7 protein-coding genes and 1 pseudogene are annotated in these 14540 nt (G+C 42.6%); 3 read left to right on the forward strand and 5 right to left on the reverse strand.

Translation table 11 applies throughout. The features are described 5' to 3' along the window. The 4 genes and pseudogenes from CV014_RS03635 to CV014_RS03650 all read right to left on the reverse strand — a co-directional run. Positions 1 to 515: pseudogene (locus tag CV014_RS03635) on the reverse strand (ABC transporter ATP-binding protein); the annotation flags it as partial. Positions 516 to 805: 290 nt separating this feature from the next. After that, entirely contained in the window at positions 806 to 2809 is a 2004-nt protein-coding gene (locus tag CV014_RS03640) for an ABC transporter ATP-binding/substrate-binding protein (protein ID WP_236140776.1), read from the reverse strand. Positions 2810 to 2980: 171 nt separating this feature from the next. Next, positions 2981 to 3820 (reverse strand): nitrate ABC transporter permease, encoded by an 840-nt coding sequence (gene ntrB / locus CV014_RS03645; protein WP_236140856.1) that lies wholly within the window; start codon positions 3818 to 3820, stop codon positions 2981 to 2983. A 149-nt stretch (positions 3821 to 3969) separates the two neighbouring features. Then, positions 3970 to 5355 (reverse strand): CmpA/NrtA family ABC transporter substrate-binding protein, encoded by a 1386-nt coding sequence (locus CV014_RS03650; protein WP_236140777.1) that lies wholly within the window; start codon positions 5353 to 5355, stop codon positions 3970 to 3972. A 782-nt stretch (positions 5356 to 6137) separates the two neighbouring features. On the opposite strand from CV014_RS03650, the gene CV014_RS03655 reads away from it, so the two are divergent. Next, positions 6138 to 7595 carry a protein adenylyltransferase SelO gene (locus tag CV014_RS03655; protein WP_236140857.1) on the forward strand — a complete coding sequence of 486 codons (1458 nt, stop codon included), beginning with the start codon at positions 6138 to 6140 and terminating at the stop codon, positions 7593 to 7595. A 2-nt stretch (positions 7596 to 7597) separates the two neighbouring features. On the opposite strand, the gene CV014_RS29850 is transcribed toward CV014_RS03655, so the two are convergent. Further along, positions 7598 to 7726, reverse strand: a complete 129-nt coding sequence (locus CV014_RS29850; RefSeq protein WP_268964478.1) for a hypothetical protein — start codon at positions 7724 to 7726, stop codon at positions 7598 to 7600. Positions 7727 to 8071: 345 nt separating this feature from the next. Between CV014_RS29850 and CV014_RS03660 the strand changes: the two genes are divergently transcribed. After that, positions 8072 to 13534 carry a PAS domain S-box protein gene (locus CV014_RS03660; protein ID WP_236140778.1) on the forward strand — a complete coding sequence of 1821 codons (5463 nt, stop codon included), beginning with the start codon at positions 8072 to 8074 and terminating at the stop codon, positions 13532 to 13534. Continuing rightward, complete coding sequence (locus CV014_RS03665) at positions 13531 to 14511, forward strand: response regulator (RefSeq protein WP_236140779.1); 981 nt, start codon at positions 13531 to 13533, stop codon at positions 14509 to 14511. Before CV014_RS03660 ends, CV014_RS03665 begins: the two co-directional genes overlap by 4 nt. Positions 14512 to 14540: the final 29 nt, after the last annotated feature.

The raw sequence follows: 14540 nt of genomic DNA on the forward strand, positions 1-14540 counted from the left end.
AGCCAAAGCACGCGCAATGGATACCCGTTGTCTCATACCGCCGGACATTTGGGGGGTTTCTTTTCCATTGCGTCAGCTAATCCCACCATTGCTAAATGTTCCCGCACAATCGCCCGTTTTTCCGCTTCCATTTTGTTGGGGTAAACGGCGTTAACGGCGAGGTAGATGTTTTCAAAAGCTGTACGCCAAGGTAGCAAGGCGTAGTTTTGAAACACTACCATTCTGTCGGGGCCGGGTTTGGTGATGGGTTCACCTTCTAGTAAAACTTGTCCGGTGGTGGGGGTGTTAAAACCGGACACCATGTTTAATAAAGTGGATTTACCACAACCAGAGTGACCGATGACGCAAATAAATTCACCCTGTTCGACGTTGAGGTTAACACCATCGAGGACTGTGAAGGGGCCTTTTTTGGTGGGGTAGACTTTGGTAACGTCTTTAATTTCTAGAAAGGATCTGGAGTTAGCAAAGGAAGAAGAGGTTTGTCTGTCTCTGAGAGTCGTACTACGGTTTTGCATGGCGGTGATCAGGATGAAATTTTTAACGCAGAGGGTGGTACGCGGAGAATGAGGAAGGGAGTTATACCAATTCACAATTCGCAATGGACTAACGTCCCGCTTCGCTAACGCAATTCGCAATTCGCAATTGATAAGTCCTCACTTGACAAGGGTTCCTATGTTTGGATCTGTATCAGAATTTTCGTGAATTGGTATTAGGCGCGAGTTTTTGATTGCTGGTGAATGAGTTTCTAAGGTTCATCGGTGCAGTAAAAATACTCGCGCCTAGTGTGGTTTTTCCCTTGCTGGGCTTAGGCTACTCTTCTAGTGGGAGAGTCTAGAACGACTTCGGCAACGGAAACATCGCGTTTAATCTCTAAACTGTTGAGATAGGCGATAGGATCGTCAGCATTGAAGGGAGTACCATCAAATAATTCAATGGGTTGGCGAGTGTAGCTAATATCTAAGCCTAATTCTCTGGCGGCGGTGCTGAAGACGCGCACACGGCAAACTCTTTCTACTACTTCTACCCAGTTTCTGGGGAAGGGTGTGTCTCCCCACCGCGCTAATTGCGTCATAATCCACATTTGTTCGGTGCGGCTGGGACGGTTAATGGCAGAATCAGCATAAAACTGATGGTGAGCATACTGCCGCATGGGATGATCTAGGCTACAGCTGTTGGTATCTGGGTCTTCTAGTTGGATGTAGTCTACATCGGTGCTGACGTAATCTCTACCAGCTAAAATCAGCCTTATTTCTTCAGCGTTTTCGGGCTTGGAACAATATTGGCAAGCTTCGAGTAAGGCTTTGGTGAGGGCAATATAAGTATTAGGATATCTTTCTGCCCAATCTTCCCGCACGCCGAGAACTTTACCAGGGTGTCCTAACCAGACTTCTAAGTCGGTGGCGATGGTAAAGCCTGTATTTTCCATAGCGGCGCGGTAGTTCCAGGGTTCACCTACACAAAAACCGTCAATGGAAGCGGCTTGTAGGTCAGCTACCATTTGGGCAGGGGGGATAGTTTTCATATCCACATCTAAATCGGGGTCAATTCCCCCAGCCGCTAACCAGTAACGCAGCAACAGGTTGTGCATAGATGCGGGATGCACCACTCCCATGATGTGGCGTTGTTCACGGGTACGCAACAGGTAGTTTTTGAAGTCAGATAAGGTACGCACACCTTGGTCATAGAAGCGTTTAGCTAAGGTGATGGCGTTACCGTTGCGAGTCATGGTGAGGGAGGTGACAACGGGAAGGGGTTTATTATTATGTCCTCCTAATGTTAGCCACATGGGCATCCCGGAAGGCATTTGTGCTGCGTCGATATAACCGCCAGCCATCCCATCCACGATACCGCGCCAGCTAGTTTCCCGCACGAGGTTGACTTCATCTAAACCATGCTTGGTGAAGAAACCTTTTTCTTTAGCGACAGCGAGAGGAGCGCAGGCGGTGAGGGGTAGAAAGCCAATTTCTAAGTTAACTTTTTCTAAGCCGTGGCGAGCCACATCTGCGGTTTTACGGGCGCGGATTTTCTTCACCCGTTTTTGTTGGTTGAGGAAGTAAATCATTTCACTCCGCAAGCTGTAGTAGCTGGGGTGTTCTACTACTTCCATACGTTTGCGGGGACGGGGGATATCTACTTCTAAGATGTCACCAATTTTGGATTCTGGCCCATTGGTGAGCATGACAATTCTGTCAGATAACAACACAGCTTCGTCTACGTCGTGAGTTACCATGACGGCGGTAACTTCATTTTCTTCGCAAATTTGCATTAACTGCTCTTGTAAGTTACCGCGTGTCAGAGCATCAAGTGCGCCGAAGGGTTCATCTAATAGTAGTAGTTTAGGACGAATGGCCAGAGCGCGAGCGATCGCCACCCGTTGTTTTTGTCCACCTGACAGCATCCCTGGTTGTTTATCTGCATGGGGACGCAAACCCACCATATCAATATGTTTTTCCACAACCGCCTTACGTTCAGCTGCGGGCATACCTTTCATTACCGAGTCAACCGCCAAGGCGATATTTTCTCTAACTGTTCGCCAAGGTAATAGAGAATAATTTTGGAAAACCACCATCCGGTCTGGCCCTGGTCTGGAGATTCTTTGTCCTTCTAATGTGACAACACCTTCACTGGGTAAATCCAAACCAGCAATCATATTTAATAGTGTGGACTTACCACAACCGGAGTGACCAATCAAAGAAACAAATTCACCTTTTTTAATTTGCAGGTCAATTCCTTTGAGGGCGATATACTGGCCACCACCAGTTAGATTAAATACTTTATCAATTTGGTCAACAGCAACAAATACAGCCATAGTTTTGAGGTATCGAGTATTGGTTATTAGGGATTAGGGATTGGGGATTAGGGATTGGGGGGGTTAGGGATTGGGGGGGTTAGGGATTGGGGGGGTTAGGGATTGGGGATTAGGTATTAGGATTTTTTCCTAGTCCCCAGTACCCAGTCCCCAGTACCCAGTCCCCAGTCCCTACTTCTGTTCTGCTGGTAAAATCAGGTTCTGCACCCAAGCCATGAGTTTGTCGAGGATGAGACCGACAACACCGATGTAAACTAGTGCCAAAATTACTTCACTGACGTTGTTATTTTGGTAAGCATCCCAGATGAAGAAACCAATACCGACGATACCGGACATGACAATCTCAGCCGCAATAATCGCTAACCAAGCCAAACCAATCGCAATTCTCAAGCCGGTGAAAATGTAGGGTAAAGCGGCGGGAATTAAGATGTTGGTGAAGTATTCTTTGCGGCTCAGTTGTAATACTTTGGCGACGTTGTTGTAGTCTTGGGGAATTTGGGTAACGCCAACGGCTGTGTTAATTAAGATAGGCCAAATGGCGGTGATAAAAATTACGAATAATGCGGCGGGTTCGTTTTGACGTAAAGCAGCCAAGGAAATGGGAACCCAAGCGAGGGGAGGTACAGTCCGTAGTAACTGGAAGATGGGGTCTAAAGCTTTGGACATGGTTTGGTTAACACCAATCAAAATTCCTAAGCCAATACCAACTACGGCAGCTAAGGTGTAGCTAATGGCAACCCGTTGCAAACTAGCAAAGATTTGCCAAAATAAACCTTTATCAGTGCCGCCTTTATCATAGAAAGGATACAAAATTAAGATCCAAGTATCTTCAATAACTTGAATTGGCCCTGGTAGGGTTGCGCCGGGAGTCCAAGCGAATAACTGCCAGACTACCAAGAAAATAGTAATGGCGATCGCAGGTGGAACAATATTTGGAAATTGCTTTTGTAGTTGGGCTAAGAATCCACTATCCAACTTAGGGTTACTAGGTCTTCTCTGTGCTACGGTCATGACTTTATGTTCCTCAGATGACGCAATCAATTCAAAATTCAAAATGACGCTCGCAGACTCGCTAACGCTGCGCTAACAAAATTCAAAAGTTTTTGCCTTTTGACTTTTTTATGCTTAGTCACTAATAACTAATGACTAATGACTAATGACTAAACACTCACTTTCTTGATAGCCAGACTCTTGAGATAGGCTTCTGGATTTTCAGGGTCGAACTTAGCACCATCAAAAAATTCTTCTACGCCACGGGATGTACTGGTGGGGATATCAGCAGCCGCAATTCCTGCTTCTTTTGCTGCTTCTTTCCAAATATCTTCCCGGTTAACTTTCTTGATTAATTCTTTAGCTTTAGCCGCACCGTTGGTAATGTAATCTTTGGGCAAGAATCCCCAACGCACGTTTTCAGTGATGAACCACAAATCATGGCTTTGGTAAGGATAGGAAACGTTACCTTTTTCATCTTTCCAGTAGTAAGCAGCCATTGATTTATCATCAATCTTGCGGCCATCACCCATGTCATACTTACCTTGGAATGGGTCAGCCAGAATTTCTGGTGAATTCAAGTTGAAGTAATTTCTCCCGGCTAGAATTGAGGCTGCTTCTTTGCGGTTATCAAAGTTATCTAACCACTGTTGAGCTTCCATAATCCCTTTGAGTATGGCTTTGGTGGCTTTAGGATTTTGGTCAACCCAATCAGCCCGCATAGCTAAATATTCTTCGGGGTGGTTCTTCCAAATCTCTGCTGTTAACGCAGCCATGTAACCGATTTTGTCAGTAACAATGCGGTAAGGCCAGGGGTCGCCTGTACTGAAAGCATCCATTGTCCCGGTTTTCATGTTGGCGACGGTTTGCGCTGCGGGGACAGTCAGCAGTTTTACGTCTGCGTCAGGGTCAAGACCACCTGCGGCTAACCAATAGCGAATCCACAAATCTTGGTTAACATGGGGAAAGGTAAAAGCTGCGGTGAATGGAGTGGGGGAAGATTTCAGTTTAGAGAATACAGATTTTGCACCCGCTAATTTTAAACTGATACCACTACCTTGGTGTTTGTTGGCGATCGCAATCCCGTTACCATGTGTAATTAACTGACACAACACATACATGGGGATTTTTTGATTGCCCTTGGTAATTAAACCTTCTGTGATTAAATGGGGCATGGGCATTTGCCATTGACCACCATCAATCCCACCGCCAGATGAACCAATTTCAACGTTATCTCTGGCTGCACCCCAAGAAGCTTGTTTCGCCAACTCCACACCAGTCATACCATACTTCGCAAAAAAGCCTTTTTCTTTGGCAATAATTAAAGGTGCAGATTCTACAATCGGAATATATCCTAGTTTGACTGTAGTTACTTCTGGAGCTTGTTCTGGGCTAATATTTGCCACTGTTTGAGCAGTTGGCGTAGATGGGGTATTTCCTCCAGTGGTGGTTTCTGGGGGATTTCCCAGACAACCCTTCAAAAACACAGCACCCGCCGAAGCCCCTGCTGTGACAATAAATTTACGCCGAGAAATTTGATTGAGAAAATCTGACATCACAACTCCTTCACTGAACCATGAGATTTTTTATGCACAACAGTTTGTGCAAGTAAACTTTTGTGTCTCTTGCAAGATTTAGGAAAATTTTCACTATAATCAGCCAGCCCTAACGAATTACTTCTTGTGAGAAATAATAGTGAAGACTAAATGTTTATGATTTGATTTTTTTTGGGATTGATTTACGGTAGCCGTTCATTCATTGAAATCAGTTTACAGGTATTTATGCCCAATTTGTTGACTCTGCAAAGTGAATTCTTAAATAAATATTAGATTAGACATATAAGTAAAAATTTATCGTCCCAAACCAAAGCCCCAAGAGGGTTTCAATGTATCGAGACTTACTGATAATAGCTATTGATTTTAGCTGATATGTTCGGAAATGCCTGTATTTTAAGTTTTATTGAGTAATAAAATATAATCCGTAATAGTAATCATAATTTTATCTCTATAGATAAAATGAGATGCTGATAACCTAAGTAGTTTGTCGTCTTCATAAGTCACTTGTTTACACTAATCAAAAGAGTGCTGAGTGCTGAGTAACGAGTGCTGAGTAAAAAGTAAGATTAATTGCACGCTGCTCAACGCTGCGCTACCGCTAACAGCACTACTGAAATAATGACAACTATTTAATAAAACTGATGATTGAGAGGATGGTCAGCATAGCATTGGGTGGTGTAGAAGTCCTTGTCCAACACTTTCCCCATTCCCGCTTCCCTGTTAACGCTGAGGTGGTTCTCAGCGTTACTATTGAGAGAAGAATCAATCATGCTTGGCTCATAATGACCTTGGCTAAAACTCCCAATACCAAAAACACTCTCAATCCTTTTCTCACCCTGAATTACGAACCGGCTTTAGCATCCTTGGGTGATGATTATTATGATGAAGTAGTCGCAGCAGAATTTCCCCAACATACTTTACGCTGGCGTAACGATGACCTATTACCCACATTGGGACTCAACCCCCAAGATGTTGAGGATGAAGACTTTCTTACAGCGTTTAGTCTGTTTCAAGGACGTAAACCATTTTTAGCACTGCGTTATCATGGCTATCAATTTGGGGAATATAACCCCCAATTAGGTGACGGACGGGGTTTTTTGTACGGTCAAGTCCGTGGTATCGACGGTCAACTCTATGATTTTGGGACTAAAGGTTCTGGGAGAACACCTTATTCCCGTGGTGGTGACGGGATGTTGACTCTCAAAGGTGGAGTTAGGGAAGTTCTAGCAGCAGAAGCATTACATCAGCTAGGAGTACGGACATCACGCTGTCTGAGTATGATTGAAACTGGCTTATCTCTGTGGCGTGGTGACGAACCTTCCCCTACCCGTTCATCGGTGATGGTGAGAATGAGTAGTTCACACATTCGCTTTGGGACTTTTGAGCGGTTGTATTACATCCAGCGTCACGATTTGATTCAAAAGTTATTAGATCATGTAATTGAGCATTACTACTCTCACTTAGTGAATGAGCCAGATAAATATGCTTTGTTTTATGGCGAATTAGTCAAACGTGTTGCAGAACTAGTTGCACAGTGGATGGCTGTTGGTTTTTGTCATGGAGTCCTCAATACTGACAATATGTCCATTACTGGGGAAAGTTTTGACTACGGGCCTTATGCGTTTATTCCTACTTATGACCCTTATTTTACGGCTGCATACTTCGACTATTACAAACGCTATTGTTATAGTCAACAACCAGGAATTTGCCAGTTAAATCTGGAATTACTGCAACAACCATTAAGGTCAGTGGTGAATAAAGCTGATTTAGAAACTGGACTAGCAAAATTTGGTGATGATTATTTTGCTGCTTATCGGTCTTTGATGCTGAAAAAATTAGGTTTTGAGCAATTGACTATACCTGAAGCTGATGAACTTTTACGTTTGACAATGCAATTTTTGCAAGATAGTCAAGTCGGATATCATCACTTTTTCGCAGAAATGGCGCGGACTTTTTCTGCTAAATGGAGAGATGAGCCAGGATTGATACTTAATTTATCTGATGTTCTTCCTACAGCAGATAAGTCAGCTATCTTTGATAATTGGTGTTTCATTTATCATCAAATCTTGAATAATTTTCATCCTGATGAAATGGAAAATATTGCCAAAACTCTGAATTATTACAATCCCAAAACCGCATTATTAAGACCTGTAATTGAATCGATTTGGGAACCGATTGTGCAGGAAGATAATTGGCAACCTTTTAATCATCTACTACAAACAATCAAGACGCGAGGTTAAGACTATTTGGGTTTTTGGAATGCTTGACTGGTAAGCCTTGCAGAAATACCTTTGTCGCTATGATGTTTCCAATTGTCAGGGAAATAGAACTTAGATTGTAAGATGCGATCGCCTGCTTTATGCGATCGCATTTTTTATTCTGTATTTTTTAGAGTTATGTCATCAAGTTAATAACTGCATCTATTGTCCAGGGTTGTAGCAGAAGATAACACAGATAAAATGAGGGATTGACCCTACATCTAGATGAATTTTTCTATTGATTTATGGCAATTTATAAAATTTTAGACGGAGAAAAATCTAAATCGTTGGAAAGATTAAAAAAGAAATATAAAGTTAATGGCTTAAATTAAGAAGTTGTGCATAAATTGTTGTACTGAGACAATTTTGCATAATTGCACTATTGCTCTGGTGAAATTTCCATTCCTGACAAAGAAAGAACTAGCTAGACAATTTTTCAGGTGCTGGGGGGTGAATCAATGTACAGACAGCACAAGCATCACCGATGTCGGTCTGTGAAATTTTGGAGCAACCAGCATTTACTATCTTTTTTGGTAGGTGTGGTGATCATGTTTCTGGTAATTATTCTCTGGCAGAGATTAATTATTGCAGAACACAAGAATGTAGAGAATCTGATTCAACAGCAGGCGATCGCCACCAAAACAGAATTAGTCACCCAGCTGAATTATCGCATACTTGCCTTAGAGCGCATGGGTAAACATTGGCAACTGCACAATGGGATTTCGCAAACACAGTGGGAAGCAGAAGCCAGAGAATACATTCAAGACTATAGTGGCTACCAAGCAATTGCCAAGCTAGATTCGTCCAAGCAGGTGCGTTGGACTGTACCATCGGCGGAAAAGCCAGCATTATTAGATTTAGATATTGAGCTAGAAAAAATTCACCAAAGATACCCAGTTTTAGAAGATGCGATCAGCAATCGTCAAACGACATTAACCAATACTACAAATTCATCAACAGGCAAGAAAATACTTTTAGCCTGTGTACCCTTATATGGCAAAAGTCAATTTCAGGGATTGCTCTTAGGAGTTCTACACATTCAATCTCTGTTTGACTCCGTTTTACACTTACCAGCAGGCTATAAAATCAGGTTATGGCAAGGAAAAGATTTAATTTATAGCCAAGAGAGACTAACAACCACAGTATCAACTTGGCAGCAGCAAGTATATATCGACTTTTATGGAGCTAAGTGGCAACTACAGATTTACCCGACAAAAGAACTATTAGCGCATTTACACTCACCCCTACCTAATTTTGTCTTACTGTCGGGCATATTTGCAGCCGCCGGATTGACATTACTAACTTATTTTGTGCAAGTTACTCACATTAGTAATGGCAAAATAGCCGCTATCAATGCAGAATTAGCGCGAAAAATTGCTGAACAAGAGCAAACAGAAACTGCTTTGCGCGCTAGTAAAACCCGATTACGACAGCTACTAGAAACAGTCAAAGTCATTCCTTGGGAATTAGATTTAAAAACTTGGCGTTTTACCTATGTCGGGCCACAAGCCCAAGCCCTATTAGAATACCCTGTAAACCAGTGGTATGAGGAAAATTTTTGGATTAATCATCTCCATCCCCATGACAGGGAGCAAACCCAGAATAGCATTCTAGCGGCAGTAGCTAGGAGCGAAAACCATGAAATGGAATATCGCATGATCGCCGCCGATGGTCGGGTTGTATGGTTGCGAGACATTGTAAGTGTAGTGCAAACCGATGGTCATCCCGTACTATTACGGGGATTTATGTTTGATATTACTGACTCAAAACTAGTAGAAGAAACCTTGCGATTGCGGGAGAGAGCATTAGCTGCTACTAGTAATGGTATTGTTATTGTCGATGCTAGATTAGCGGATCATCCCATCATTTATGTTAACTCTGGTTTTGAGCAAATTACTGGTTACAGAGCCACAGATGTCATTGGCAAGAATTGTCGTTTTCTACAAGGTACAGATACCCAGCAACCAGGACTCCAAGAACTCCGACTAGCACTGAAGGAGTGTAAAAGCTGTCAAGTGATTTTGCGTAATTATCGCCAAGATGGCACATTATTTTGGAATGAACTGAGTATTTCCCCAATTTATGACGAAACCGGAAAATTAACCCACTTTCTAGGCATTCAAACAGATATTAGCGATCGCCAACAAGCAGTGATGGCCTTGCGTCGTCAAGCCCTCACCTTTGCCAATATGTACGATGGCGTAATTATCACCGATTTAAAAGGTCAGATTCTCGACTGGAATCCTGCTGCCGAGCGCATATTTGGCTACACTAAAACCGAAATTTGTGAACAATCCATCAGGATTCTACATAAACCTGGAACAGATACAGCCTTGAACACCGCCATCTTAGAAGATATGGCTCAAAATGGTCGGTGGGTAGGTGAAATCAACTTTGTGCGGAAAAATGGCAGTGAGGGTATTTGTGAAACTACCATAGTTCCTTTGCAAAATGAACAAGGGGAAAATGTAGCCACCATTAGCGTCAACCGTGATATCACTGAGCGCAGACAATCAGAGGCTTTACTACTGCAATCAGAAGAACGCTTCCGGGCATTCATGAATCATAGTCCTACCCATGCCTGGATTACAGATGCTCAAGGAAAAATTATCTATCTGAGTGAAAATTACCGACGGGCGTTGAAATTACCACTCAAAAAATTGATTGGCATGAACATTTTTGATATTTATGAACCCCACTTTGCTCAAAATTATCTAGATGCCATTCAAACAATAGCTCGTACCAATCAAGTTATTGAAGCCGTAGAATCTGCCCCTTGTCAAGACGGCACAGAACGAGATTTTTTAGTATATAAATTTCCCATCTCTCGCCAAGCCGAGGAATGTTTAGTGGGAGGAATTGCCATTGATATCACTGAACGCAAACGCGCCGAAGAAGCACTGCGCCGCAGTGAAGAACGCTGGCAATTAGTCGTTGAAGGCAATCAAGATGCCATTTGGGATTGGAATATTCTCACTAATGAAACCTTTCGTTCTGCACGCTGGGCAGAGTTAATTGGAGATCCTGACTATCAACCCATCGGTAATAGTGAAGATTGTCGTAACTATATTCACCCTGAAGATTATCAACGGGTGGTGGGTGTCACGCAAGCTTATCTGCAACGCAAAATTTCCAAATATGTAATTGAGTATCGCCTACGTTGTAAAAACGGTACTTATAAATGGGTCTTAGTTCATGCTACTGCCCAATGGGATGAGCAAGGTAATCCCATCCGTATGGTTGGTTCCATCAAGGACATTACTGAACGGGTACAAGCTCAAGAAGCACTAGAAAAACAATTAAATCACAAACTGTTACTCGAACAAATCACCCAGAAAATCCGCCAAAGCCTTGATAGTCAGGAGATTTTTGAAACAGCTGCTACTCAAATAGGTCAAGCTTTCGCAGTGGATCGTTGTTTAATTCATGCTTATGTGAGCGATCCCATTCCCAAGATTCCCCTAGTTGCCGAGTACAACCAAGTTTCTCACTCCTACTCTATGCACAAAATAGATGTCCCGATCTCAGGGAATCCCCATTGTCTAGAGATGATGTCCTATGATCGCGCGATCGCCTTACCTAATGTCTACCAAGATCCCCGCCTAGTAGATGAAATTTCTATTTGTCAGGAGATTGGTTTAAAATCCATGCTAGCCATTCGCACCTCCTATCAAGGAGAACCTAATGGTGCCATTGGTTTGCATCAGTGTAGTCACTTCCGCGAATGGACAAATGAAGAAATTGAATTATTACAAGCCGTAGCGGCTCAGTTAGGCATTGCCTTGGCTCAGTCTCATCTTTTAGAACAAGAAACCCGCCAACGTCAAGAACTGACAGTCAAAAACTTTGCGCTAGAGCAGGCAAAACGGGCAGCAGAAGCCGCAAATCGTGCCAAAAGTGAGTTTTTAGCCATGATGAGCCATGAAATTCGCACTCCCATGAATGCGATCATCGGCTTGACAGGCATACTGCTCAATACTGAATTGACATTACAACAAAGAGATTTTTTAGAGACTATCTTAACCAGCTCGGAAGCGTTGCTCACCATTATTAATGATATTCTCGATTTCTCTAAAATTGAGTCAGGCAAATTAGAACTAGAAGCTAGGCCTGTTGATGTCAAAACTTGTATAGAGCAAGTAATTGATTTGTTAGCTCCCAAAGCTGCCCAAAAAGAAATTGAACTAGCTTATTGGATTCATCCCCAAGTCCCGGCGCAAATCATCGGGGATTTAACTCGTCTGCGGCAAATTATCACCAATTTACTCAACAATGCTATTAAATTCACCGAAAAAGGTGAAGTGATTTTATCTGTCAGCACCACTGCCAAAACTAAGAATAACTGCGAACTACTATTTAGCATCCAAGACACAGGTATTGGTATTCCCCCTGAGAAAATGCAACGCCTATTTCAACCGTTTGTGCAAGCTGATGCTTCTATGACTCGCAAATACGGTGGTACAGGATTAGGTTTAGTCATTAGCCAACGGTTAGGGGAGATGATGGGAGGCCGTCTTTGGGTAGAAAGTCAAGGATGTGTAGGCGGTAATCCTCCTATGAAATGGCAACAAAAAACATCTACATCCACGGCTATTGCCCCCTCTGGCTCGACTTTTTACTTTGCCATGACTGCCTCGATCTTGACTGATTCTCCCACAGAGGAATTAATTACTTCCCCAATGATTTTGAGTGGTAAACGCTTATTAATTGTGGATGATAATCCTACAAATCGTTACATTTTGCGTTTACAAACCCAGTCTTGGCAAATGCAAACTTATGTAGTTCCTTCAGGTATGGCCGCTTTAGCTCTCATCGACCGAGGAATTGAAATTGACATAGCAATTTTAGATATGCAAATGCCAGACATGGATGGCTTAACCTTGGCACGAGAAATCCGCAAGCGTTCTACCTATCAATACTTACCTTTAGTCATTCTCACTTCCTGGGGAAAGCCAGATCATCACCATGATTTTGAGAATATGAAATACATTGCCTATTTACATAAACCAATTAAACAGTCACAACTTTATGATGTGTTGACTAGTAATTTAGGTCATCAACCGATTCCAGGCAATGTTGCTCACCCTTACCTGAGTTCCATCACGCAAAACTTAGCTGAACAATTACCACTGCGAATTCTCTTGGCTGAGGATATGGTAATCAATCAGAAAGTTGCTCTCCTCATGCTCAGAAAAATTGGTTATCGGGCTGATGTAGTGGGTAATGGTTTGGAGGTGCTAGAAGCACTACAGCATCAGACCTATGATGTAGTGTTGATGGATGTAAATATGCCAGAAATGGATGGTTTAGAAACTAGCCGGAGAATTCGTCAAACCAGGCATGGCGATACTCATCTTTATATTATTGCGATGACTGCGAACGCTATGCAAGGCGATCGCGAAGCCTGTCTGGCTGCTGGAATGGATGACTATATCAGTAAGCCCATTCAGATTGATGATTTAGCTAAAGCCCTCAGTAAATGTCAACCCCTCAAATTTTATGATCAAGTTCCTGTGAAAGTTCTTGATCCCCACCCTCACTTTGCTAGGGCTGATGTGTCAATTAAAGATGTTATTGACACTAAAATATTGCAAGAATTACGGGCAATGTTATCAGGTCAGTTAGGGTCATTTACAGAATTAATTAATTGTTACCTGACAGAAGCTCCCAAACTGATCCAGAATATTAATGTAGCGATTGCAACTAAAGATAGTCAAGCTATATGGCATATAGCTCACAAACTTAAATCAAGCAGTGGTTCAGTGGGTGCAGTGTTATTAACACAACTTTGCAAGCAACTAGAAAGTCAAGGACGCAGTAACGATTGGACAGAAATTCCAGAAATTGCTGACAAACTGTGTCAAGAGTATGAACGAGTCAAAATTGCCTTGCAAAGAGAAATTAATCGGGAGAAACCATGAACAATACTGTCCGCCAAGAACAGTCTTTAATTCTCATTGTTGATGACGAGCCATTTATTCGAGCGCAGTTACGGCTGTCTCTACAATATGAAGGCTATCGGACAGTAGAGGCTCAAGATGGAAGAGAAGCTTTAAGTGTATTCCATCAGTTGCAACCTGATATAGTGCTACTAGATGCAATTATGCCGGACATGGACGGCTTTGAGTGCTGTACCCGTTTACAATTGCTAGACAGTACCAGACATACACCAGTCTTAATGATTACTGGACTAGAAGATAAAGAGTCTGTAGATCGGGCTTTTGAGGTGGGTGCAGTTGATTATGTGACTAAACCTATTCACTGGCCTGTTTTGCGCCAACGGGTTAAACGCTTAATTCAGCAATCTTATCTCCAGCAAAAATTAGAAGCTGCTAACCGCGAATTACAACGCTTAGTCACAATTGATGAGTTGACTCAAATTGCTAATCGTCGCAGGTTTGAAGAATATTGCTTGCAAGAATGGCAATGTATGGCCAGAGAGCAACTTCCCCTATCCTTGATTCTCTGTGATGTTGATTTTTTCAAAGAATACAACGATACCTACGGCCATCGAGCAGGCGATCACTGTTTGCAAATGGTTGCTAAAGCTATTCAAGACACTGTCAAACGTCCAGCCGATTTAGTGGCTCGTTACGGTGGTGAAGAATTTGCGGTGATTTTACCTAGAACTGAATCGGAAGGCGCGCTACATTTGGCTGAGTCAATTTGCCAATCAGTAAGGAATTTGCTCGTACCACATTCCCGTTCACAAGTCAATATCTGTGTCACGATTAGCGCAGGTGTAGCGACAATTATTCCTCAACCCAACTCTGATTTTCAAGAAATTATCGATGAAGCGGATCGGGCATTATATCAAGCCAAAATCGCCGGGCGCGATCGCTGTCAAAAATACGACAAAATCCCCTCTTCTACAGTTGATTTATGGAAAGAATGGTGAGTAAAACCAATTCGCAATTCGCAATTCGC

The organism is Nostoc sp. CMAA1605 (assembly GCF_021596505.1).
Classification (GTDB): Bacteria; Cyanobacteriota; Cyanobacteriia; order Cyanobacteriales; family Nostocaceae; genus Trichormus.